The 23,952-nt window shown below is 66.7% G+C and carries 21 protein-coding genes; all 21 read right to left on the bottom strand.

The features are described from left to right. Positions 1-3: 3 nt before the first annotated feature. The 21 genes from ACEN9F_RS27540 to ACEN9F_RS27440 all read right to left on the bottom strand — a co-directional run bounded on the left by ACEN9F_RS27540 (position 4) and on the right by ACEN9F_RS27440 (position 23,944). Positions 4-1,968 carry a secretin N-terminal domain-containing protein gene (locus ACEN9F_RS27540; RefSeq protein WP_413425320.1) on the bottom strand — a complete coding sequence of 655 codons (1,965 nt, stop codon included), beginning with the start codon at positions 1,966-1,968 and terminating at the stop codon, positions 4-6. Beyond that, positions 1,968-2,519 (bottom strand): hypothetical protein, encoded by a 552-nt coding sequence (locus tag ACEN9F_RS27535; protein ID WP_413425318.1) that lies wholly within the window; start codon positions 2,517-2,519, stop codon positions 1,968-1,970. The genes ACEN9F_RS27540 and ACEN9F_RS27535 overlap by 1 nt, the downstream gene beginning before the upstream one ends. Further along, positions 2,516-3,091 carry a hypothetical protein gene (locus ACEN9F_RS27530; RefSeq protein ID WP_413425316.1) on the bottom strand — a complete coding sequence of 192 codons (576 nt, stop codon included), beginning with the start codon at positions 3,089-3,091 and terminating at the stop codon, positions 2,516-2,518. Before ACEN9F_RS27530 ends, ACEN9F_RS27535 begins: the two co-directional genes overlap by 4 nt. Beyond that, positions 3,076-3,621 (bottom strand): hypothetical protein, encoded by a 546-nt coding sequence (locus tag ACEN9F_RS27525; protein WP_413425314.1) that lies wholly within the window; start codon positions 3,619-3,621, stop codon positions 3,076-3,078. The genes ACEN9F_RS27530 and ACEN9F_RS27525 overlap by 16 nt, the downstream gene beginning before the upstream one ends. Beyond that, positions 3,618-4,373 (bottom strand): hypothetical protein, encoded by a 756-nt coding sequence (locus ACEN9F_RS27520; protein WP_413425312.1) that lies wholly within the window; start codon positions 4,371-4,373, stop codon positions 3,618-3,620. Before ACEN9F_RS27520 ends, ACEN9F_RS27525 begins: the two co-directional genes overlap by 4 nt. Positions 4,374-4,389: 16 nt before the next feature. Continuing rightward, positions 4,390-6,066, bottom strand: coding sequence for a GspE/PulE family protein (locus tag ACEN9F_RS27515; RefSeq protein WP_413425310.1), 1,677 nt, complete (start codon positions 6,064-6,066; stop codon positions 4,390-4,392). Then, entirely contained in the window at positions 6,063-7,259 is a 1,197-nt protein-coding gene (locus tag ACEN9F_RS27510; RefSeq protein WP_413425308.1) for a type II secretion system F family protein, read from the bottom strand. The genes ACEN9F_RS27515 and ACEN9F_RS27510 overlap by 4 nt, the downstream gene beginning before the upstream one ends. A 21-nt stretch (positions 7,260-7,280) precedes the next feature. Further along, positions 7,281-7,724 carry a type II secretion system major pseudopilin GspG gene (gene gspG, locus ACEN9F_RS27505; RefSeq protein ID WP_413425306.1) on the bottom strand — a complete coding sequence of 148 codons (444 nt, stop codon included), beginning with the start codon at positions 7,722-7,724 and terminating at the stop codon, positions 7,281-7,283. 78 nt (positions 7,725-7,802) lie between these two features. Further along, on the bottom strand, positions 7,803-8,603 hold the full coding sequence (epsA, locus tag ACEN9F_RS27500; RefSeq protein ID WP_413425304.1) for an XrtB/PEP-CTERM-associated transcriptional regulator EpsA: 801 nt from the start codon (positions 8,601-8,603) through the stop codon (positions 7,803-7,805). A gap of 2 nt (positions 8,604-8,605) precedes the next feature. Next, positions 8,606-9,313, bottom strand: coding sequence for a phosphate regulon transcriptional regulator PhoB (phoB, locus tag ACEN9F_RS27495; protein WP_413425302.1), 708 nt, complete (start codon positions 9,311-9,313; stop codon positions 8,606-8,608). 136 nt (positions 9,314-9,449) lie between these two features. Continuing rightward, positions 9,450-10,088 carry an NF038129 family PEP-CTERM protein gene (locus tag ACEN9F_RS27490; RefSeq protein WP_413425300.1) on the bottom strand — a complete coding sequence of 213 codons (639 nt, stop codon included), beginning with the start codon at positions 10,086-10,088 and terminating at the stop codon, positions 9,450-9,452. Positions 10,089-10,100: 12 nt separating this feature from the next. Next, positions 10,101-13,136, bottom strand: coding sequence for an ExeM/NucH family extracellular endonuclease (locus ACEN9F_RS27485; protein WP_413425298.1), 3,036 nt, complete (start codon positions 13,134-13,136; stop codon positions 10,101-10,103). Between the two features lie 116 nt (positions 13,137-13,252). Further along, positions 13,253-14,272: a TIGR03790 family protein gene (locus ACEN9F_RS27480; RefSeq protein ID WP_413425296.1), complete on the bottom strand. Its 1,020-nt coding sequence runs from the start codon at positions 14,270-14,272 to the stop codon at positions 13,253-13,255. A gap of 92 nt (positions 14,273-14,364) precedes the next feature. Further along, positions 14,365-14,856: an FxDxF family PEP-CTERM protein gene (locus tag ACEN9F_RS27475; protein WP_413427194.1), complete on the bottom strand. Its 492-nt coding sequence runs from the start codon at positions 14,854-14,856 to the stop codon at positions 14,365-14,367. 395 nt (positions 14,857-15,251) lie between these two features. Continuing rightward, entirely contained in the window at positions 15,252-15,749 is a 498-nt protein-coding gene (locus tag ACEN9F_RS27470; protein ID WP_413425294.1) for an FxDxF family PEP-CTERM protein, read from the bottom strand. 267 nt (positions 15,750-16,016) lie between these two features. Further along, positions 16,017-16,709, bottom strand: a complete 693-nt coding sequence (locus ACEN9F_RS27465; protein ID WP_413425292.1) for a hypothetical protein — start codon at positions 16,707-16,709, stop codon at positions 16,017-16,019. Continuing rightward, positions 16,690-18,108: a mannose-1-phosphate guanylyltransferase/mannose-6-phosphate isomerase gene (locus ACEN9F_RS27460; RefSeq protein ID WP_413425290.1), complete on the bottom strand. Its 1,419-nt coding sequence runs from the start codon at positions 18,106-18,108 to the stop codon at positions 16,690-16,692. Before ACEN9F_RS27460 ends, ACEN9F_RS27465 begins: the two co-directional genes overlap by 20 nt. Before the next feature lie 18 nt (positions 18,109-18,126). Next, the gene (locus ACEN9F_RS27455) at positions 18,127-19,284 is read right to left on the bottom strand and encodes a sugar phosphate nucleotidyltransferase (protein WP_413425288.1); all 1,158 of its coding nucleotides are present in this window, start codon (positions 19,282-19,284) and stop codon (positions 18,127-18,129) included. A 39-nt stretch (positions 19,285-19,323) separates the two neighbouring features. Then, positions 19,324-20,646: a UDP-glucose dehydrogenase family protein gene (locus ACEN9F_RS27450; RefSeq protein ID WP_413425286.1), complete on the bottom strand. Its 1,323-nt coding sequence runs from the start codon at positions 20,644-20,646 to the stop codon at positions 19,324-19,326. A 62-nt stretch (positions 20,647-20,708) separates the two neighbouring features. Then, a complete protein-coding gene (locus tag ACEN9F_RS27445; RefSeq protein ID WP_413425285.1) occupies positions 20,709-21,977 on the bottom strand; it encodes a lipopolysaccharide biosynthesis protein in 1,269 nt (422 codons plus the stop codon). Further along, on the bottom strand, positions 21,974-23,944 hold the full coding sequence (locus ACEN9F_RS27440; protein ID WP_413425283.1) for an acyltransferase family protein: 1,971 nt from the start codon (positions 23,942-23,944) through the stop codon (positions 21,974-21,976). Before ACEN9F_RS27440 ends, ACEN9F_RS27445 begins: the two co-directional genes overlap by 4 nt. Positions 23,945-23,952 lie beyond the last annotated feature (8 nt).

Here is a 23,952-nt window from a genome sequence, read left to right as displayed (position 1 = left end):
CTCTTATTGCTGAACCGGCGGCGCGGGCTCGGCGACCGGCGGCTGCACCGCTTGCGGCTGCGCACCCTGGGTCGCCGGCAGCGGCGCGGGCTGCGATTGCGACAATGGCGTGGCCTGCACCGGCGGCGGCAGCAGCGCAGGAACAGGCATGGGCGGCGGAGCCGCAGGCAAGGCACCCGGCGCGGCGGGCAAGGTCACCGGCGCGCGCGGCGTGAAGTCCGGGCGGCGGCGGAAGCTCGCCTCGGTACCGGCCGAGAATTCCGACGCACTCGCTTCCGGACGCTGCACATTGCGGATCAGGTGCGGCGTGATCGACAGCACGATCTCGGTCTTCTGGTTGTCGTCGCGCTGGCTGCCGAACAGGCGGCTGATGATGGGCAGTTCGCTGAAGCCCGGCACCTTGTTGGACGAGTTGCGCTCTTCATTGTTGATCAGGCCCGCCAGCACCTGGTTCTCGCCGTCCTTCAGCTGCAGCATGGTGGACGCCTGGCGCGTGCCCAGCTGGTAGGCCGTGGTGCCGTTCTTGGTGGTCACCGTGCTGACCAGGTTGCTGACCTCCAGCTGCATGCGGATCGCCACCTCGTTGTTGAGGTAGATGGTCGGCTCGGCGTTCAGCGTCAGGCCGACGTCCACGTAGGTGACCGAATCGCTGGCGAAGCCGCCCACGCCCGACGACACCGTGCTGGTAATCACCGGCAGCTTGTCGCCGATGACGATCTTGGCCTTTTCCTTGTTGCGCACGCGGATGCGCGGATTGGCCAGCAGGTTGGAGTCGGCGTCGTTCTTGTTGGCGTTGATCGACAACTGCGCGCCGGTGACGCCGATGGTGCGCTGGTTCAGGTTGTTCAGGTCGCGTATCGTGATGCCGGTGCCGCCCGAAGTCGACAGCGGCGAGAAACCCAGCGTGGTCGGCCAGACGACGCCCAGGTCCATCAGGCGCGAACGCTTGACCTCCAGGATCTCCACTTCCAGCATCACTTCCGCTTCCGGCGCATCCTGCAGGTTGATCAGGCGCTCGGCCAGGCGGATCGCCTCCGGGCTGTCGCGCACGATGATCAGGTTGAGTTTTTCATCGACCACCACGTCGCGCGATTTCAAGATCGTCTTCAGCGTATTGGCCACCAGCTTGGCCTCGGCGTTCGCCAGGAAGAAGGTCTTTACCGTCATTTCCTGGTATTCCTTCAGCTTGGCCGCCACGTTCGGGTAGATCAGGATGGTGTTGGCGTCCATGACCTGCTGCTCCAGCTGATTGGTCAGCAGCAGGAAGTAGATCGCCGATTCGACGGTGCTGTTCTTCAGCAGCACGGTGGTTTTCTGGTCGGTCTTGACGTCCTTGTCGAACACGAAGTTCAGGCCCGAGCGGCGCGAGATCACCTCAAACACCTGCTTCAGCGGCGCGTCGCGGAACTCGATCGAGATCGGCTGCTTGTAGGTCTTGGCCAGGCCCGACTCCACCACCGGCGGCGCGGCCTTCTCTGTCGCCTCGCGCAGCATCAGGCGCGCCTTCTCGTTGGCCGGGCTTTCGGTCAGCACGGCGTTGAGCCTTTGCCTGGCCAGTTCGTACTCGCCCTTGTTGATGTGCTGCGTGGCGGCGGCCATCAGCCTGGCCTGGCGGTCGTCGCGTTCCAGCGCGCGCATGCCGGCGCGGGCCCGCTCGTTTTGCGGATCGAGGCCCAGCACGCGGCGGTAGCCCTGCTCCGCCTGATCGGCGCGGCCTTCGGACTGGTCGCGTTCCGCCGTGTCCAGCAAGCGCTGCGTGGCGCGGTCGCGCGCCTGCAGGTAGGCGGCGCGGTATTGCGCATTGCCCGGGTCGGCCTTCACCGCCTCCTGGTATTTGGAGAGGCCGGCTTCGACCTGGTTCTTCGCGGTCAGGTCGTTGCCCTCGCGGTAGGCCAGTTGCGCGGCGCAGCCGCTGAGCAGGACCGCCAGCAACAACGGCACGCCCAAGTTCTTCAGATGACTAGCCATCAGTCGAATACTCCAATATTGATCTGTTGTAGCTGATTCAAAGGCAGGTAGGTCACGGACATCAGCGGCGGCGCGATCTTCTCCACGCGGTAAGTACCTTCGATGACGGTTTGATTGCGCACCACATAGGTTTTATCGGCGCGCGACAAATACACTTCCCACGCGCCGTCCGCCACGGCCTTGCCGATGTAGACGAAGGGCATCGGCGGCGCCATCGGCGGCGGTGGCGGCGGCATGCTCGATGCGGGCGGTGGCGGGGGCGGCGGCGGATTCCAGTTCTGGCCGAGGAACACGCCCTCGCCCGACGCGAAAGCCCCCTCGCCGGATTCGCCGATCAATTCGTCGCGCGGCAGCAGGCGCAGGATGGCCGCTTCGGCTTCCGGCCTGGCATCCTTGCCTGCGCGGGCCGGCGCGGCGGCGGCAGGTCCCTTCGGCGCGGCATTGCGCGCCACCGGTTCGGCGATGTCGGCCGACGGCGAGTTATCGCCGAACAGCACCAGGCCGGCCGCGGCCGCCAGCGCCAGCCCCATCGCGATCTGATAGGGCTTCATGGCTCGCCGTCCTTCAGGTACAGGGTGAAACGCAGGCGCGCTTCGACGTTGGCGTCGGCGATGGTGTCGCGGCGGAAGCCGACTTCGTCCAGCGACGCAAACGGCATCTCGCGCAGCGCCCGCATGGAGAACTGCCAGATCGACTGGTAGGCGCCCTTCACGGGCAGGATGATCTGGTAGGTGCTGACGCGGCTGGCCTTGTCGTAGGCGGCCTTGTACTCGCCCTGGCTGAGCGACAGGTTCGATTTGGCGGCCAGGTCGAACAGCACCTTGACCTGCTGCTCGGCATAGCGCTTCTCGCCCAGCACTTCATAGAAGCCGGCCAGGTTCTGGTTGGCCGACGGCGGCGGTGGCGGTACGACCAGCGTCGATGGCGCCGGCAGGGGCCGGGCCATCAGCTGCGCCTGCGCCGCGCGCTGCGGCAGCAGCCACGCCCACGCCGCCACGCCGGCCACGCACAAGGCGACGGCGATGCAGGCCGGCGCGCCGATGCGCTGCAAAGCCAGGCGGCCGCGCAACGCCAGGGCGGCCAGGTTGATGCCGCCCTTCACGCCGGTCATCGGGCTATCCATGTCGCCTCCAGCTGGAAACGCAAGGGACGGTTGGGATCCTGGTCGTTGATTTCGTGGCGCGTCAGTATCACGCCGCTGAAGCTCTCCTGCTGCTTCAACTCCGCCACGTAGGCCACCATGTCGTCGCTGGTCCTGGTCTCGGCGGTGATCTTCAGGACCTGCTTGCGCGGATCGGGCTCCATCGCCACCAGCGCCACGCTGCGCGGCGTGGCCGCGGCCACCGCATCCTGCAGCTCGCGCCACGGCAGGTTCAATTGCATGATGGCGCCGTTGACGAAGACGGCCTGCCCTTCCGGGATCACTGTTTTCGCCACTTCCGCCGGACGCGCCGACATCGCGCTCACGCGCTCCTGCAAATGCCGCAGCTGGCGCTCGCGCGCATGCTTCTGCTCGGCCAGCTTCCAGGCGCCGAAGGCCGCACCGGCGCACAGCAGCAGGCCGGCGGCGGCCAGCGCCAGCAGCGCCGGATGGGCATGGAACAAGGTGCGGCGCAGGCTGCGCGGCGCGAAGTCGATGTTCATCGCTCTCATGCCGCGCTCCCGTCCAGCGCCGCGCATGGGATGTGCGCCGCGCCGGCGGCCGGTGTGGTCCACACGGCAGGCATGGCGCCGCACACCTGCAGCAGGTCCGGCGCCGCCATGTCCAGCAGCAGCGCTTCGCGTTGCAGCGTTTGCGTCAGCCAGTATTGATCGGCGCCGTGCGGTATCGGCAGCGGACGGATCGCCCGCACGCCCTTGCCTTCGGCCTCGATTGCCGCCAATGTCAGCAGCTTGTCGTGCACCAGGCCGAACCATGCGCCCTGCTTCATGCCGCCACGGTTACGGTTCCACGCGCCGACGAAGCGCGGCTCGATGCCGACGATGGACAGCCTGAATTCCTGCGCCACCAGCTGCAGCAACGCCAGTAAGGCGCGCGGCACGGCGGCGGCGAAGAACGGTTTGGCGGCATCCCAGTCGGCCGACACCTGCCATGCCGACGGCGGCTCGCCATACAGCGACTGGAAGCGCAGGCCTGCGGCCGCTTCCATGTCGGCCAGGCGGGCCGCGCCCGGCGGCGGCGTCACGCGCCAGATGCGCGTCAGTTCGTCGGCCAGCGTGAAGCCGACCGGCCAGCCATTCACCTCCAGCTCGCCCAGCAGCGCGCGCAAGGCGTTGGCGATGGCGTCGAACGGATGCTCGCCCGACGGCGCGATCGCCTGCGCGGCCAGTTCCGTCAATGGCTCGCCGCGCCAGAGGCTGACGCGCTGCACGCTGACCGCATGGGCCGCGACATCGATACGCAAGGATTGTCCGATGGCTCTACGCATGCAAGGTCACCCGTTTGATTTCAGACAGCGTGGTGCCGCCGCGCTTGACCAGCTCCAGCGCCGCCAGCCGCAGGCTGCGCGTGCCGTTTTCATAGGCCGCCTGCTTGATCTGGCGGATCGGCCGCTTGTCGACGATCAGCTCGCGGATCTCGTCGTTCAAGGTCAGGATCTCGGCGATCGAGCGGCGCCCCTTGTAGCCGGTGCCGCGGCAATCGCCGCAGCCCTTGCCCTGCATGAAGCGGTAGTCGTAGACATCGGCGCGGCCCAGGCCCACGCTGGCCAGTTCGTGATCGTCCGGCGTGTATTCGGTGGCGCAGTGCGGGCAGTTGATGCGCACCAGGCGCTGCGCCCAGATGCCGTTCAGCGCCGACACGAACGCATACGGATCGATGCCCATGTGCGTGAAGCGGCCGAACACGTCGAACACGTTGTTGGCGTGCACGGTGGTCAGCACCAGGTGGCCCGTCAGCGCGGACTGCACGGCGATTTCCGCCGTCTCGCGGTCGCGGATCTCGCCGACCATGATCTTGTCCGGGTCGTGGCGCAGGATGGAGCGCAAGCCTTTCGCGAACGTCAGGCCCTTCTTTTCGTTGACCGGGATTTGCAGGATGCCGGGCAGCTGGTACTCGACCGGATCCTCGATCGTGATGATCTTCTCGCGGCCGTTGTGGATCTCGGTCAGCGCCGCATACAGCGTGGTGGTCTTGCCGGAGCCGGTCGGCCCGGTCACCAGCAGCATGCCGTAGGCCTCCTGCGCCAGCACGCGCAGCGTCGCCAGCGACGGCGCGTCGAAGCCCAGCGCTTCCAGGGTCAGCGAGCCGTAGGCTTCGATCATCGCGCGCTTGTCGAGGATACGGATCACCGCGTCCTCGCCGTGGATGCTCGGCATGATGGAGACGCGCAGGTCGATCTCGCGCGCGTTGGCCTCGACGCGGAAGCTGCCGTCCTGCGGCACGCGGCGCTCGGCGATATCCAGCTCGGCCAGCACCTTCAGGCGCGAGATGATCTGCTCGGCGACGTCGATGCCGTTGACGGAGGTGGCGTGATCGAGCACGCCGTCCACCCGGTACTTGACCGCCAGGCCGCCGGCCGTGCTTTCCAGGTGGATGTCGGAGGCGCCGGCCTTGAGCGCATCGTACAGCGTCGAGTTGACCAGGCGGACCGCCGGGCTGGCCGCTTCCGACACCGAGGCGAACGACAGCACCGCCGCCGTCTTGCCGTCGCGCCGGCCTTCGCTGGCGCCGGGCAGCAGCGTGTCGGTGGCGCGCGCCGACTCCTCCTGCTTGGACAGGTAGGCCTGGATGTCGGCCTGCAGCGCCAGCCGGGTTTGCAGCGGCGCGTGCGGCGTGGCGCGCGCCTGCGTGCCCAGCCAGGTTTGCAAATCGAGGTCGAACGGGTCGGCGATCACGCCCACCACCATGCCGTCGTGCCCGCGCAGCAGCACGCAGTGGCGCGCCATCGCCTGCGACAGCGGCAGTAGGTCGAAGGCCGGCGTGAAGGCCAGCATGTCGACCGTCTCCAGCACGGCCATGCCGAACGGCTGCGCCAGCGACTGCACCAGCAGGCGCGGCTCGGTGCCGGTCAGCGTTTCCAGTTCCTCGACCAGCGTGCGCTTGGATTGCTGGCGCAGGTGGCGCGCGCGCGCCAGCAGTACCGTATCGATGCTCATGACATATCCCCGGCCAGATCGAAGATCGGCATGTACAGCAGCACCACGATGGCGCCGACCACCAGGCCGATGGCGGCCATCAGCAGCGGTTCGAAGGTACGCGTGAAGCGCTCGATCCAGCGGCTGATTTCGCCGTCGTAGAAGGCCGCCGACTGCGTCAGCATCGGCCCCATGTCGCCGGTGCGCTCGCCCACCCGCAGCATGCGCAGCGAGATCGGCGTGGTCAATTGATTGGCCTCGAACGCGGTCGACAGCGGCAGCCCCGATTCGATGGCGCCGCGCGCGCTCTGCAGGTTGCGGCGCAGGCCGGCCGAGACCATGCCCTGCACCGTCTCGATCGCGTGCACGATAGTGATGCCGCCCTCGCTGAGCATGCCCAAGGTCAGGTACAGCCGCGACAACTCGTAGATGCGCACGCGCTCGCCGATGCCCGGCAGGCGGCCCAGCAGGCGGCCGATGCCGCCGTTGCCCATCATGTGCCGCAGGCCCAGCGCCAGCGTGGCCAGCGCGGCGGCGATGCCGCCCAACAGCAGCGTCGGATGGGCGCCGGCGAACTGGCCCCAGTTGAGCATCTGCTGCGACAGCCACGGCAGGTTGCGGCCGGCGCCCTGGTAGACCTCGGCAAAGCGCGGCACCACGTAGCCGATCAGGAACAGGCTGACGCCGCCGCCGACCAGCAGCAGGATGCAGGGATAGATCGCGGCCGACACCAGCTTGGCGCGCACCAGGTCGATGCGCTGCTGGTAGTCGATGAAACGGGACAGGGAACGCGGCAGGTCGGACGTGCCCTCGGCCGCCTTGACGATGCCGATGTACAGCGGCGGGAACAGTTCGGGCTGCTCGGCCAGCACGGCGGAAAAGCGCTGGCCTTCGCGCAGGCCGGCCAGCAGGCGCTCCAGCACGCTGCGCGTGGCGGGGCTGCTTTCCTTTTCCAGCAAGGCTTCCAGGCCTTCGACGATGCCCAGGCCGGCGGTCAGCAGCGCCAGCAACTCCTGGCTGAACAGCACCAGCGAGAGGCCCTTGCCGCGCGCCTTGCCGCCGCGCATGCCGAGGCCGCCGCGCACCGGCGCGATCGCACTGACGAACAGGCCGCGCGCCTCGACCTGACGGCGCGCGTCCGCCTCATCGCGGCCATCGATCAACAGATGGGAGATGACCATATCGGCCGACAAGGTACGGACATCGAACTGCATAGTGGAGAGACTCTGGTCGGCTTATTGCGAGCTGATGTCGGCGTCTTCGCCTTCGCCGCCGGGCACGCCGTTGCGGCCCAGCGAGATGATGTCAAATTCGCCCTTGGTGCCGGGCGACTTGTACTGGTAAGGATGGCCCCACGGGTCCGGCGGCACGCTCTTCTTCAGGTACGGGCCGTTCCATTTGGCGCCGGCCGTGGCGGGCGCCACCAGCAGCGCGTTCAAGCCTTCCTCGGTGGTCGGATAGCGGCCGACGTCGAGGCGGAAGGTGTCCAGCGATTTTTCAAAGGCTTCGATCTGCGCCTTGGCGATGGTCACTTCCGACTTGCCCAGCTGGGCGAAATACTTGGGACCGACATACGCCGCCAGCAAACCGATGATGACGATCACGACCAGCAGTTCCAGCAAGGTAAAACCAGCCGTCTTGCGGGTTCCGGTTTTACTGCCATTCTTTACAACTTCCATCCCCGCCACTCCTTCGCGCTGCACAGCCTACAAGAAGTCAAGAGGCTACCATGCGGCTTACTTCTCTGACAATCTTTTTTATGCGGCGCGCGCCAGCGGCTGCGCCGGTCGGTTGAACAGCTGCAACGCCATGCCGCGCGTGACCGCGTGGGCGCGGTTGGACACGCCCAGCAAGCGGTACAGCCGCTGCAGATGGTTCTTCACCGTCAAGCCGCTAATGCCCAGGATCAAGCCGATTTCATCGTTGCTTTTGCCCTGGCGCACCCAGTGCAGGATTTCCACCTCGCGCGCGCTGACCGGGCGGGCCAGCGTGCCGGCGCGCGCCTGCGCCTGCTGGCCGCTGATGCGTTGCAGGCTCAGATGCAGATACGGCAGCAGCAGCTCGAGGAAATACGCTTGGCGCGAACGCGGCCGGTGCGGAAGGCCGAACAGCACGAAGAAGGTGGCGCCGCCCGGCAGGCGCTCGCTGCCGTGGATCAGCAGGTTTTCCAGCCCCAGCTCGCGCAGCTCGCCCTGGAACGGCGCCAGCGCCTGGCCGGCCTTCAGGGCGTCGGCGCCGGGGCCGGCATCCAGCATGGCCGGCAGCCGCGTTTCACCGCGGCAATGACGCGCCAGGCGCAAGGCCAGGCCGTCGTCGCGGTTGCCCAGCCGGCCGCGCAGGCCGGCGTCCAGCACGGTGCTGTGCACGCATTCGACATGCTGCAGCTCGTCCTGGGCGCCGAATTGCAGGCAGACCATGATGTGATGCGGCAGAAGGGCCTGCAACGGGCCCTGGGTCCACAGGAAGAACTGGCGCGCGTCCTGCACCGGCAGCGCCGCCTCGATCGCGTGCAGCAGGTACTCCTGCTCCAGCTTGCTCAAGATGACCAGTTGCTCCATGGTCACACCTGGGCGCCGGTGAAGCGGTAGCCGCTGCCGCGCACGGTCTCGATGCGCTGCTGGTAGCCGCTCGGCTGCAAGGCGCTGCGCAGGCGGCCGACATGGGTGTCGACGGTGCGTTCGTCGAGGTAGACGGCGCTGCCCCAGACCTGGTCGAGCAGCTGGGCGCGGGTGTGCACGCGCTCCGGGTGGCTCATCAGGAAATTCAGCAGCTTGAACTCGACCCGGCCCAGCGCCAGCTCGCGCGCGCCGGCGGTGACGCGCTGGGTGCTGGGATCGAGCCGCAGGCCGGCCATCTGCACCGCCGCCTCGGCGCCGTGCTGCGTGCTGCGCGGCTGGTGGCGGCGCAGCAGCGCGTGCACGCGGGCCACCATCTCGCGCGGGCTGAAGGGCTTGGTCATGTAGTCGTCGGCGCCGCTTTCCAGCGCCATGATCTTGTCCGGCTCGCCGCAGCGGGCGGTCACCATGATGATCGGCAGGTCGCGCGTGCGGGGCTGGGCGCGCAGGCGGCGGATCAGCGACAGGCCGGACTGGCCGGGCAGCGTCCAGTCCAGCAAGACCATGTCGGGCAGGCCGTCCTCGAGCATCAGCAAGGCGCTCTCGGCGTCGGCCGCGCGGCTGACGACATGGCCGGCCATGCCCAGGTTGAGGGCGATCAGTTCCTGGATCGCGGGGGTGTTTTCAATGACAAGGATGTGGGCGGCTGGCATGGCGAATCCGTGTAAAGGAATCACTATGCAACAAGCAAGATGGCTTTACTAATATGATTTCCATGGGGGATTTAGAGCTTGGCGCTATAAATCCCGGAAAAAAAACGGCACATCGAAATGTGCCGTTTTTTTAGTCTCAGGCGGCCGCTTTGCGGCGGCGCGCCAGGCCCACCAGCGCCAGGCCGGCGCCCAGCATCAGCCAGGTCGACGGTTCCGGCACGGCGGCGGCCACTTGCACGCCCGAGGCGAAGGCCTCGGCGCCGACGTGGCCCTGCCCGCCCACCGTGACGGACGGGGTCCAGTTCAGGTGCAGCAGGCTGCCGTCGGTATTGCTGCTGGAACCCAGCAGCGTGAACTGGTCGGCGCCGTACAGCGCGACCGAGAACACCGAGCCGTACAGGCCGGTCGGGTCGGCATCGCCGCTGAAGCTGATGTTGAAGCTGATCTTGCCGCCGCTGAAATTCACCGCGTGGAACAGGTCGTTATAGCCGCCCGCGACGTTTTCCATGCGGAAGCCGCCGGCGGCCGAGCCGGTGACGTTGGACAGCTGGGCGCCGGCGCTGCTGCCGAAGCCGACGATGTTGCCCAGGTCCGCATAGGTGGTCACGGTGCTGACCGGCGAGCCGTTCAGTTGCAGGTCGATCCAGCCGTCGGCGCCGAAGCTCGACGTGTCCAGCTCGACGTGCAGCGTGCCGGCCGCCGATGCCAGGCCCGCGCAGGCGGCCAGTGCCAGCGCCATCACGGCGCGGCGGAAGGAAGAGGTATTGATGAACATATGCATGATTCCTTAGAAATTACCGCTGTAAATTTTGACTGCCGAGTAGGTGACGCTGCCGGTGCCGGTTTTGGTGAAGACGGTCGGCACGGTCAGGCTGGCGCCTGGCGCGAGGCTGGCGGCGTTCACGGTGAGGTAAGGCGCGCCGGCATGGGTGCCGTTGCCGTTGACCAGCGCCGCGCCCGCCACCAGGCCGTCGATCTGCACCTGGAACGGGCCGTTCAGGGCCGCGCCGCTGGTGTTGGTCAGCGTGATGTTGCCGCTCCACTTGGCGGTGGCGCGGTTGTACACCAGGCCGGCCGAGACGGCGCGCATGCTGCCGCTGACGTCGGCATACGGCGCTTGCAGGTTCAGGCTGATGACCACCGGGTCGTGGTCGGAGGCGCGGTACGGTGCGGCGGTGTATTTGTCCTGCACCTTGCCGTCGGTGTTGTAATCCAGCACAGGCGGTTCGTCGGCGTTGTTATGCCATTCGGCCGCGTCCATCACCTGCGGGCTCAGCGCCGCGCTGGCCAGCGCGTGGTCCAGGTAGCCGGCCTCGCCGTTGAACACGAACGAGTACGGCATGGCGCCGCTGCCGCGCACGAAGCGCTCCAGCTGGTTGACATAGCCGGTGGCGGTGATGGCGGCGATCGGATCTTCGTAGCCGTAGGAGTTGAAGTCGCCGATCAGCAGCACCTTGGCGTCGCCGGCGGCGGCCGCCACTTGCGGCACGAACACGTTGACCAGGCGCTGCGCCTGCTGGATGCGGGTGGCGTTCCAGCAGCTCTGGCTGTCGCCCAGGTCGGTGTCCGGCCCGCTGCCGCTCGGGCAGCTGCCCTTGGACTTCAGGTGATTGACCACCAGCGAGAATTTCGCGCCGTTGGCGGCGACGAAGGTCTGCGCCATCGGCGGACGGTTGTTGATGGCGTCGGCATCGCTGAGCGCGCCGCCCACCAGCGTCAGCGACGCCGGCTTGTAGATCATCGCCACGCGGATCGCGTCGGTGCCGGTGGCCGCCGGCTTCGGCACCACCGCGTAGGTCTTCAGGCCGGTGCCCGGCGAGATCGCGTCGTTCAGCGCGTCGACCAGCTTGGTGACGGTGTATTCGCCGCTGTTCTGGATTTCCATCAGGCCGTAGACGTCGGCGTTGATGGCTTTCAGTTCGCCGACGATCTTGGCGGTCTGGCGGCCGAACTCGTTCAGGTTGTCGGCGCCGCGGCAGTTGGACTTGGCGACGCTGGCGCCCAGCGCGCAACCCTGGTTGGTGTTGCCCTGGTCGTCGGTGCCGTTGGTGAAGGTGGTGAAGTAGTTCAGCACGTTGGCGCTGGCCACCTTGATGTTGCCCGCCACCAGCGCCGGCGGCGCCGTGCGCGGATTGTCCTGCGAGAACACCGGCGCGGCCGTCGGCTGCAGCTTGAAGCCGGCGCCGCCGCCGCCCTTGGCGCCGAAGTCGACCACGCCGGTCAGGTCGGACACGGTGTCGCCGGCGCGCAGCGAGCCGTCCGCGCCGAGGTAGGGAATGGTGGTCGGCGCGACGAAGATGCCGTCGTCCAGCACGATCTGGTTGAGCTGGTTGGCGGCGGCCAGCGCCAGCGCTTCCGGCGTGCCGGCGCGGTAGCGGTTGCTGGCGATTTCCAGGCGGCCCGAGGACAGCGTGACTTCGCCGCGGTCGCCCAGGAATTGCAGCTGCGACACGGTCAGCGGGTTGGTGAAGCGCACCAGCATGCCTTCGACCTGGCCCAGGTTCGGGTGCGGCAGCTGGATGTTGGTCGGCGTGACGGCGATGCCGCTGCCCAGCTTGACGATGGCGCTGATGTTGATCAGCTCGGTGTAGGCGTGGCCGCCGGCCACCGGCGCGTAGTCGCTGACGGCGCCGGTGATGCGGATCTTGTCGCCGACCTGCACGGTGCCGCTGTTGGCGGCGGTGGTGTAGACGAACATGCCGTCCGAGGTCAGCGGATTGCCGTCGCCGGCCTCGTCCTGGATGAAGAAGCCGGAGCCGACCTTGGCCGTGACCACGCCTTCGGTGGTCTGGATGGTGCCGGCGTACGGGCTGGTCTCGCCGTCGCCCTGGATCTGCGGAATCGTGTGGGTCAGCGTGGCCGGCGCGGCGACGTTGACGCTAATCGAGCACACGGTCTGCTGCGCCTGGTCGTTGCCGAAGGTGACCACCACCGGATAGGTGCCGGCCTGCACGCTGGCCGCCACGCTGAGGCTGGCGGTGGCGTTGGCGCCGATGCCCGAGGCCGCCAGGAAGTTGACCAGGCTGATGCCCGGCACGGCGGCCGAGGTGATGGCGGCGGTGTTGACGATGCCGTCGCTGTCGGTGGCGCTGAGGTCGGCGCTGCCATCGATGCCGAAGGCCAGCGACAGGTTGGCCGGGCAGGTGGCGACGATCGGCGGCGCCGACGGCGCGCCGCAGACGTTGAGCGCGGTCGCGGTGTTGCGCGGGTTGGGCGCGCCGGCGCTGAAGTCGCTGGCGTTGTTGTCGGTGTCGGTGCAGCCGGCGGCGGCGCGCAGGGCCGCGGTGGTGTTGCTCAGGCCGGGGCCGGCTGCGCCTTCGAACGCGCCGGCGGTGCCGAAGCCCAGCAGGTCGACCAGCGTGGCGCCGGACGGCGCGGCGCCCGACAGCGCGGTGCTGTTGTTGACCAGCGCCACCTTGCCGGTGGTGCCGCTCAGCGCCAGGCCGCCGCTCGCTTCGGCGGCGGGCAGCTCGACGGTGCCGCCGGTGCCGGCGCCTTCCTTGATCAGCAGGTACTGGCCGGCCTGCAGCACGGTGCCGGCCGGGATCGCGGTCAGCTGCCAGCTGGAACCGGCGGCGCTGGCGTATTGCACGCTCCAGCCGCCGACGTTGACCGGCGCGCCGCTGCGGTTGAAGATCTCGATGAAGTCGTTCTTGTAGGTGGCGCCGGAATTACCGCCGCCGCCGTAGACCTGGCTGATGACGACCGGCGAGGCGGCGAAGGCCGGCGCGGTCAAGCCCGCCATCAGGGCGGCGGCGATGATGGTGCGCCGGCCCGGCGTAGCGGCAGCCTGGGCGAACGGCGAGGTGGGGATGTTTTTCATGGACTGTCCTGGGATGTTAACAAATTGTTTTTAAATATTGCAATTTGCATATTAAGGCGCGGTGGTGACGCCTTCATGACAGCCAGTTAGTCCGAACGGATCAATCCCCTCCCCGTTCAGCGTCGATACGGCGCGGCCAGCGGGTCGCCGATGAACACGCCCTGCGCCGGCCAGGCCACGCTGCTCCAGTAGGCCTCGATGGCGGTGCTGCCGTTGCCGACATAGTTTTTCAGCAGCACCAGCGGGTTGGGAAATTTCTGCCAGTAGTTGCACGGCTCGGTCACGCTGCCGTAGCTGGCGGTGGCGCCCGCCTCCAGCCAGCGCAGGCTACTCATCTGGTAGTCGTCCAGCAGGTTGCCGCCGGTCGAGGTCAGGTGGTCGGCCAGCGCGCCGGGCAGGAAGCGCAGCGTCTCCAGCTTGGCCACGCGCGCCATGCCGGTCTGGTAGATGATGACGTCCTGGACGCCTTCCAGCACGTCGGCCTTGATGTTGCGGATGGACAGGTTCTTGGCCGCGATCTTGCCGTTCGGCGGGAAGAACTGCGCGCGCGAATTGCGCGCCACTTCGCTGGTCACCAAATAATAGGCGGTGGCCTTGGGCGGCGCCATCCAGCGCGAGGCGCCGCGCGCGATCAGCTCGCGCGCCTGCTCCACCGACTCGGTCGGCAGCAGCATGCTGATGCGGCCGCCGGCCTGGGCCGCCGGCGGCGCCGGGTTCAGCTTGTCGAAGAACGGGCTTTCCTTGCCGGGGCCGCAGGGCTTCTGGCATTGCGCGGCGTCGAAACCGTTGGTGTAGGCCGAGGTGATGGAATTGCACTCGACCGCATACGGCGCGGTCCACACCATCAGCGTGGCGCGCACCTCGGGGCCGAGCTGGCGGTCGATGTCTTTCTTGAGTTCCTCGAAGGCGGCCGCGCCGAGCTTGCGCGGGCGGTTGGGAATGCGCACGTGGGCGATGTTCTGCGCCGGGATGTCGTGCGCCGCGCGGTACAGCTCGGCGATCGCGACGCTATTCGGTTCATCATCGTTGACCACCAGTCCCAGCTGGGATGGCGCCAGGGCGGCGGCTGAGGCGGAGGCCGCCAGCAGGAGGGAGAGTGCAAACGGCAGCAAGGCGGAGCGCAAGAGGGGTTGCAAGAGAGGCCTTTAGTGGACGACAGTGCCCGATTATAAAATGAAAAGCGCCGAATGCATCGGCGCTTTTGTGCTCAGGCGGACGCCTCCACTGCTCAGGCCGGCGTCAGCTCCTTCTGGCGGCGGCGCGCGACCAAGCCAACCAGGCCCAGGCCGCCCACCAGCAAGGCAATGGTGTCCGGTTCCGGCACCACGGTCATGTTGATGGTGCCGGAGTACGAGGCGTTGGAGCCCGACGTGCCGGCCACCACCAGGGTCAGCGGGCCGCTCAGCCACAGCGGCGCGGACGTGTAGGCGAAGTCGGCCTGGCCGTCGCTGGCCAGCGTCAGCAGGTGGCCGTTCAGGGTGACGGAGGTGAAGTTGATGTCTTCGGTGGCGGTAAAGCCGATGGTCGATAGCACGCTCGACACGATGCTCGACGGCAGTTGCGGCAGGAAGTAATAGGTATCCGTGAAAGCGCCCGAGTGCGTGACGTTCCAGCCGCCCGTGTACTGGCCCGGAGGCCCCTCCGTCAGGCTGATGGTGGTCGCCGCCGAGGCGCTGGCCATGGAAAGCATCAGTGCCGCCGTAACCGCTGCCGCTCGCATTAGTTTCTTCATGATTCACCCTTTCGGTATAAGTATCTAGGCCCGTGCCTGGCAATACATGGAATTCTCTTCCGTATAAAAATAATAACTATATTTGCAAGGAATTGCATGGCTTTTTTAGCCTTGTCGAGCTCGCCAGATTCCGTATCCCGGGATGGATTTCACAATTTCCATCGGTCAATGGACATAAACTCTGCTGCAAGGCACAACGATTTCTGACAGGAAAATAAATTGTCAAATAGACTTTCCGCAGAACATATTTGGCCGGCAAATTTAGTTTTGTAACCAGAATGGAAGTGTGGCGTCAGTAATACATCAAACGAAAAATAGGGCGAAAAAAAACGCGCCCGAAGGCGCGTTTTTTCGCATGACGCCGCCGTGGCGGCGTCGCTGCATCAGGCTTGGTTTGCTGCTTTGCGGCGACGTGCGGCGAAGCCGACCAGGCCCAGGCCACCCAGCATCAGCGCGTAGGTTTCTGGTTCTGGAACGACGGCGGTCACGTTGACGGTGCCCGAGTAGCTGGCGTTGGAGCCCGACAGGCCGCTCACGCTCAGGGTCAGCGGACCGGTCAGGTTCAGCTGGGTCAGGGTGGTGGCGGTATCGACCACGCCGTTGACGATGTTCAGCGCCTGGCCGTTGATCGACACCGAGGTGAAGTTGATGTTGGTCACGGCGGTGAAACCGATCGAGGTCAGGACAGCCGACACCACGCTCGACGAGAACGTCGGCGAGAAGGTGAAGGTGTCGGTGAACGAACCCGAGTGGGTGACGTTGAAGCCGCCGGTGTAGTTCAGCGGGTTAGCCGAATCCTGCACCAGATTGATGGTGGTGGCAAAAGAGGAGCCGGCGGCCAGCATCAGTGCGGCAGCGGCGATGAACGATTTAATCTTCATGGAAATTCCTTCAGGAAAAATACTGGTGGTACAACGAATACTGTTTGTTAGAAAAAATTGCGACAAACGAATAATAACACGATGCATGAATTTTTGTTGGCTAGAATATAATATATATTTTCTGGTTAGCAACTTTTATCACCTTGTGAAATTTGCATCCGCGTGGTGCGTTCTTGCCCCAAGGAAGTGCTGGAATACGGTACTTTTCAGTGCAATTTAGATAATTATCATGTCGAAACAACATGATTGATGTAGCATATTTACTACTCAGCGTATCGATCCGGCCGCACTACTGCGTTTAATCAAGACGTCGTAGGGCACCCAGGCGACCAGGTCGTCGAACGCGCCGCCGGGTCCCTGCTCCAGGTCGCTCAACGGCCGCTGGATGAAATGGCTGGTGGCGCCGTCGTTGGCGGCCTGGTCGGCGCCGCGCGTGCCCTGATACTTGCCGCTGGCAATAAGCACCGCGGGCACGCATTCGTCGACCGGACTGCAGGGGGCGCGGCCGCGCACGGCAAGCAGCCGGTCGCCGCGGCGGGTGGCCACGGTCTTGCTGGGCAGGGCCGAGTTCAGGCGCGCGTCGGGCGCGGAAAACGCCGGGGTCACGCTGTAGCGCAGCGGCTTGCCGCGCGCATAGGTGGGGCCCAGGCCAAGCGTGGCCCAGGGCAGGAAACCGGTGCACTGTTGTTCGCTGGCGCAGGGAGCGGGGTTTTCAATGCCGGCCGACGGCGACGCCGAGGGCCGGGGCAGCCGGCCATGCAGGGCGGCGTAGCCCAGCAGGGCTTCCCGGGCCTGGCCCAGGGACTGCAGCGCCTGCGCTTCGCGGGCGCCGCCGCCGCGGAAGGCGTTGATGGCGAGGGCCGCCACGCCCAGCATCAGCATGGTCAGCAGCACCAGCAAGGCGGCGCCGCGCTGGCGCCGCGAGCCGCCGCGCCGGTGCTTATGCGCGCGAGTAGACATCCTCGAAGCGCACGATGTCGTCTTCGCCCAGGTAGCTGCCGGACTGCACTTCGATCAGGTGCAGCGGCAACTTGCCCGGGTTTTCCAGGCGGTGGTTCATGCCGATCGGGATGTAGATCGATTCATTTTCCGTCAGCAGCGTGACATTCTCGCCACAGGTCACGCGCGCCGTGCCGCTGACCACCACCCAGTGTTCCGCGCGGTGGTGGTGCATCTGCAGCGACAGCTTGCCGCCCGGATTGACGGTGATGCGCTTGACCTGGTAGCGCTCGCCGAGGTCGATGCCCTCGTAGCTGCCCCATGGACGGTAGACCTTGGTGTGGTGCATGTGCTCGGTGCGGCCGCCGGCCTTCAGGTGGTCGACCACCTGCTTGACGCGCTGCACATGATCCTTGTGCGCCACCAGCACCGCGTCGGCGGTTTCCACCACCACCAGGTCGGACACGCCGATCAGGGCGACGATGCGGCCTTCGGCGCGCACCAGCGAATTCTTCACGCCGTCCAGGTAGACGTCGCCGCGCGCGACGTTGCCGTCGGCGTCGGCCGGCAGCACGTCATGCAGCGCCGACCACGAACCGACGTCGCTCCAGCCGATGTCGGCCGGCACCACCACCGCGTGCCGGGTGTGCTCCATGACGGCGTAGTCGATCGAGTCCGACGGGCAGGCCGCGAACTGTTCTTCGTTCAGGCGGCAGAAATCGAGGTCGCGGTAGGCCTTGGTGAAGGACGCTTCGACGGCGGACGACATGGCCGGCTGGAATTCCTTCAGTTCGCGCAGGTAGTTGGCGGCGCTGAACAGGAACATGCCGCTGTTCCAGAAGTAGTCGCCCGAGGCGACAAAGCCTTCGGCCTTGGCCGCGTCCGGCTTCTCGACGAAGCTGGCCACCTGGTAGCAGCCGTCGGCGCCGTTCAGCGCGGCGCCGCGGCGGATGTAGCCGTAGCCGGTTTCCGGCGCGGTCGGCACGATGCCGAAGGTCGCCAGCGCGCCCTGCCCCACTTGCGGCAGCGCGCGCTGGACGGCGGCCTGGAACGCGGCGGCGTCTTCGATCACGTGGTCGGCCGGCAGCACCAGCATCACCGCTTCCGGGTCCAGCGCGGCCAGGTAATGGGCGGCGGCGGCCACCGCGGGCGCGGTGTTGCGGCCGACCGATTCCAGCAGGATGCCCAGCGGTTGCTGGCGGATCTCGCGCATCTGCTCAGCCACCAGGAAGCGGTGCTCGTTGCCGCACACCACCAGCGGCGCCTGCATGCCGGGCCAGCCGGCCACGCGCAGCGCGGTTTCCTGCAACATGGTCTTGTCCGATACCAGCGGCAGCAGCTGCTTCGGCAATACCGAGCGCGACAGTGGCCACAGACGGGTGCCGGCGCCGCCAGACAGGATAACTGGATAAATTTTCATGCTCACTACCTCTTCTTTTTATGCTGCATTCATTGCAGTAGGTTCTTGTTCGACACCGGCGCGGCGCTTGGTGCGGCGGTCACGCGCGTTGGTCCACTCGCCCTCCGCGTACTCGGACACATGGCGCATCTCGCCGGCGCGGTTGACACTGTAATCTTTGAAGACGATCATTTCCTCCAGGCTTACATTATGTAACACCCGGGTATACTCGAACAGCACGCTGCGCACCACGGTGGCGCCTTCGCAGATATGGCTGCCGTGGCCGATCCAGGTCGGGCCGATGATGGTGGTGCCGGCTTCGATCTTGCAGCCGGAGCCGATGTAGACCGGGCCCTCGATGGTGGTGCCTTCCCAGTCGATGCTGGTGTTCAGGCCGGCCCAGATGCCGTCGGCCAGCTGGATGCCGGGCACGTCCATGTGGGCCACCTCGCCCATCATCACGCTTTGCGACACTTCCCAGTAATCCTTGACGCTGCCGATGTCGATCCAGCTGAAGCTGCGGTTCTGCGCGTAGAACGGCACGCCCTGCTCGACCAGCAGCGGGAACAGGTCGGAACCGATGTCGAAGGTGACGCCGCTCGGGATCAGGTCCAGCACCGCCGGCTCGAAGATGTAGATGCCGGTGCTGACGAAATTCGACAGCGCCTCCTCGACCTTGGGTTTTTCCTGGAAGGCGGTGATGCGGCCTTCCTTGTCGCTGACCACCACGCCGTAGCTCTCGACCTTGTCGCGCGGCACTTCGCGGCAAATCACGCTGGCCAGCGCGCCCTTGCGGCGGTGCTCGAACAGCGCCGACTTGATGTCGAGGTTGATCACGGCGTCGCCGCACAGCACGATGGTGGTGTCGTCGAAGAAGCCGCCGAATTCCTGGATCTTCTTCATGCCGCCGGCCGAGCCGATCGGCTGCGGCACCACTTCGCCGTCGTCCTTGGTATAGCCCTCGAACGAGTAGCCGATCTGGACGTCGTACTGGTGGCCTTCGCCGAAGTACTCCTCGATCTTCTCGTGCAGGTAGGAGACGTTGACCATGATCTCCTTGACGCCGTACTTCTCCAGGTGCTCGATCAGGTAAGCCATCACCGGCTTGCCCAGGATAGGAATCATCGGCTTGGGCAAATCGTAGGTCAGCGGACGCACGCGTGTGCCTTTTCCTGCAGCCAGTATCATTGCTTTCATTTGGTATTCCTCGTCAAGAACGTTACGGGGTTGCGCCGATCAGCGGCGGCCGATGGCGAAATATTCCAGGCCGTGGCTGCGCACCTGGGCCGGCGCATACAGGTTGCGGCCGTCGAAGATCACCGGCGACTTCAGCTTGGCCTTGATGTCCTCGAACACCGGCACGCGGAATTCCTTCCACTCGGTGACGATGACCAGCGCGTCGGCGCCATCCAGCGTCTCCATGTGCGTGTCGGCGTACGCCAGGCGCGGCTCGTCGCCGTAGATGCGGCGGCACTCGTTCATCGCCACCGGATCGTAGGCGGTGACGGTGGCGCCGGCCGCCCACAGGCCCTCCATCAACACGCGGCTGGAAGCGGCGCGCATGTCGTCGGTGTTGGGCTTGAAGGCCAGCCCCCAGACGGCGAACTTCTTGCCGCTCAGGTCGCCGCCGAAGCGCGCCGTGATCTTGGACAGCAACAAATGCTTCTGCGTCTCGTTGGCGTCTTCGACCGCCGCCAACACTTTCAGCTTAATGTCGTTTTCAGCCGCCGTATTGATCAATGCCTGCACATCCTTAGGGAAGCAGGAGCCGCCGTAGCCGCAGCCCGGATACAGGAAGTGGAAACCGATGCGCGGATCGGAGCCAATGCCCAGGCGCACCTGTTCGATGTCGGCGCCCAGCTTGTCGGCCAGCACCGCCAGCTCGTTCATGAACGAGATGCGGGTGGCCAGCATGGCGTTGGCGGCGTACTTGGTCAGCTCGGCCGAGCGCAGGTCCATGACGACGATGCGGTCGTGGTTGCGGTTGAACTGCGCATACAGCTCGCGCATGAGGGCGATGGCGCGCGGGTCCTCGGTGCCGATGACGATGCGGTCGGGACGCATGAAGTCCTCGACGGCGGCGCCCTCCTTCAGGAATTCCGGATTGGAGACCACGGCGAACGGCGCCTCGACGCCGCGCGCGGCCAGCTCTTCCTGCAGCGCGGCGGCCACCTTGTCGGCGGTGCCGACCGGCACCGTCGACTTGTCGACCACCACCTTGTACTCGGTCATGTGGCGGCCGATGTTGCGCGCCGCGGCGGTCACGTATTTCAGGTCGGCCGAGCCGTCCTCGTCCGGCGGCGTGCCGACCGCGATGAACTGCACCTGGCCGAAGGCCACGCTGTGGGCGACGTCGGTGGTGAACTTCAGGCGGCCGGCGGCGACGTTGCGCCTGACCATGTCGAGCAGGCCCGGCTCATGGATGGGGATGCCGCCGCCGTTGAGGATGGCGATCTTGCTCGCGTCCAGGTCCAGGCACAGCACTTCGTTGCCGACTTCGGCCAGGCAAGTGCCGGTCACCAGGCCTACGTAGCCGGTGCCAATAACGGTAATTTTCATGAGGGCTCCAATTAAAATGCAAGATTCAAAAATTCAAAAAAACGATGGCCTGGGCGGCCTTTCTAGCGCTGTTCCGGCTGCACGTCGCGGCACAGGAAGGCGACCACCCAAAAGATCACCGCCAGCAGCAAATGTCCCAGCAGGAACGCGGCGACCACGCCGCGTATGCCGCCCAGATAAGCACCGCCCAACAAGACAAAACCAAAACCCACGGCCGAGACGCTGTAGATCAGCGCCCGCAGCGACTGGCGGCCGGCGCCGGTGAGCGCGTCGGCGGCCGGATATTGCAGCGCCATGAACGGCAGCGCGCACGCCAGGCCCATGGTCACCCCGGTCGAGCCGGCGTAGCCGGCGCCCAGCGCATACGGCGCCAGCAGGGCCGCCACCGCCACCGCCGCGCCGGACAGCAGGCCGACGCCGAACAGCAGCGGCGCCATGCGCACCGCGTAGCGGCGGCTGGCGGCGATGCCCTGCTTGCCGTGCACAAAATAATTCGGATAAATAATCCGGGTCACCACTTGCAGCGGAAACATTCCCAACTGCATGAAGCGCGACGCCGCGCCGTACAGGCCCAGCGTCGCATCGTCGGCGTAGCGGCTCAGCACCATGCGGTCCAGGTTGCTTTGCGCCGCGCGCGCCGTCTGCGTCACGCAAAACGACAGCCCCGAGCCCATCTCGTGCCGCAGCAGCCGCCACACCGGCTGGCCGTACAGGCGGCCGCCGATCACCACATACACCGCCGTCAGCAGCATCGACTGCACGCACACCACGCCGATCCAGCCATTCAAGTCATGCAAACCGATTAGCATGAAATATGCCAAGGCCAGCAGCAAGCGCACCACCACCGTGGTCATGCGCACCCAGCCGGCGCGCACCGTGTGGCCGTGCGCCACCATCACCAGCTCCAGCGAAGCCGACATGCGGGCGATCAGGATCTCCGCCACCAGCGCGGCGACCAGCGGCAGCCAGTCCACCGTGGTCTGCATCGCGCCCACCGCCACCGCCACGCCGAGCGCCACCACCAGCGGCGTGGTCAATGCGCCCAGCAGCAGCATATTGCCGTAATAGGCGCGGAACGCCGTGCGCTCGCGCGCCACCGCGCGCACCAGGATGTCGGCGCCGCCCAGGCCCACCAGCTCGACGCCGATGCCGACGATGGCCAGCAGCGCCGTGTAGCGGCCGAACTGCTCGACCCCGAGGCCGCGCGCGGTGATCGCGAAGGTCACGAACTGCAGCGCCAGCGCGCCCATCGTCGGCACCATGGTGCGGGCGAAGGTCATGACGCGGAAACGCTGCTCCAGTTTCTGTACCAGCCGTGCGACCGCGCTCAATTAGCACCCAATGCTTTTTCCCACACCGGCTCCAGCATCAGCGCGCCGCGCCGCGACAGGTGGTTGTCGTCGGCGTACAGGGCGGTGCCGTTGACCTGCACCGCGCACTGGCTGCGGTCGCACAGGCTGGCGCCGACGTCGGTCACCGAAAAGCTGCTCTCGCCCTGCAGCCGCTCCAGCACCGTGCGCAGCTGGCGCTGGCGCTGCTCGTGCTCGGCCAGCGGCAGCGCCACCACGCCGGGGATGCCGTAGGCCGAACTGAGCGCCAGCGCGCGCGGGATGTCGTAGCGCTGTTCCGGGATGTACGCCAGGATAGTAACCTGCCGGCCTTTAAATGCCTGTACGGTACGCAACAGTCCGCGCTCGAACACTTGCGCGTTCTCGGCATAGCCGGCCACGGTCGACTGGTCGTCCTCGATGAACCAGCCCTCGGCCGAGAACTGGCCGTAGCGCGTGCCCAGCAGCGCCGAAGTCCAGCGGCCGACAAACAGCACCCGCTTGATGTCCGGCTGCGACAGCACGTAGTCGAAGGTGGCGCGGTTGGCGGCGTTGCATTCGTCGTGGCCGACCTGGCGTATGCCGAGCAGCGGGAAGCAGCCGCTGTTGGTGATGACCAGGCCCTTCTCGCCCAGCTTGCGGGCGGCCTCGTCGACGCCGGGCGCGATGGCGTCGCCGAAGCTGTCGCCGATCAGCACGAAGGTCGGCTTGCCGGCGCCGCGGGCGCCGATCTCGCAAGCCTCGCCGTTGCGGATGCGCTCGGCCGACAGGCGGTCGCAGCGGTTGCGCTCCGGGTTGGTGTCCAGCGCGGCCGCCGCGTAGGCCTGGGTGGCGGCGTCGAAGCGCCACGGGAAGCCGGCGCCCAGGTGCACCACCACGGCGAACACGAGGCCGGCGGCGGTCACCGCGAAGGTCGAGGCGAACAGGCCGCGCCGGCTCATCGAGGCGCTGGTGTGGTGGCGGAACGGTTGCTCGACCCAGCGCCAGCTGGCCCAGCCGGCCAACACGCAGGCGGCCAGGTAGAGCGCGGTTTCGGCGCCGGTCAGTTCGCGGAAGCACAGGTAGCGGATCGCCACGAACAGCGGCCAGTGCCACAGGTACACCGAATATGAAATCTTGCCGATGAAGGTCATCAGCGGATTGCCCAGCAAGCCCGCCGCCAGGCGGCTGTCGCGGCCGGCGTGCAGCACCAGCGCCGCGCCCACGCACGGCAGCAAGGCGGTCTCGCCGGGGAAGATGTCGGCCGGCGACAGCAGCACCAGCGCGGCCCCCATCAGCAGCAGGCCCAGCGCGGTGAGCGCCTCGGCCGGCCAGCCCTTGCGCGCCGGCGCCACGGCGCCGTGCGCCAGCCAGGCGCCGATCAGCAATTCCCAGAAGCGGCCGAACGGCAGGTAGAAGGCGGCGTTGGGCGAGACCCGCGCCTGCCACACGGACAGCGCGAACGAGGCCAGCGCCAGCGCCGCCAGCACCAGGTTGATGCGCTTGCGGCCGTACTTCCACAGCAGCGCCACCAGCAGCGGGAACAGCAGGTAGTACTGCTCCTCCACCGCCAGCGACCAGGTGTGCAGCAGCGGCTTGGTTTCCGACATCGGGTCGAAGTAGCCGCTCTTGACGAAGAAATAGATGTTCGACGAGAAGGTCGCGGTCGCGCCCACGCTTTGCGCCAGCGACTTGTAGTCGATCGGCGTGTAGATGGCGGCGAAGCCGGCCAGCACCACCAGCACCATGGCGATCAGCGCCGGCTGGATGCGGCGGATGCGGCGCTCGTAGAAGCGCGCCAGCGAAAAGCGCGACTGCTCGAGGTCGTTGAAGATGATGCCGGAGATCAGGTAACCGGAGATCACGAAAAACACGTCGACGCCGACGAAGCCGCCGGGCAGCGCCTTCAGGCCGGCGTGGTACAGCACCACGGCGGCCACGGCGACCGCGCGCAGGCCGTCGATCTCGGTACGATAGGTCAGGGATTTCATGCGTGGTG

The organism is Duganella sp. CT11-25 (assembly GCF_047302815.1).
GTDB lineage: Bacteria > Pseudomonadota > Gammaproteobacteria > Burkholderiales > Burkholderiaceae_D > Rugamonas.
Note: the sequence above shows the minus strand (reverse complement) of the source record. Positions and strands in the feature narration are given on the sequence as shown.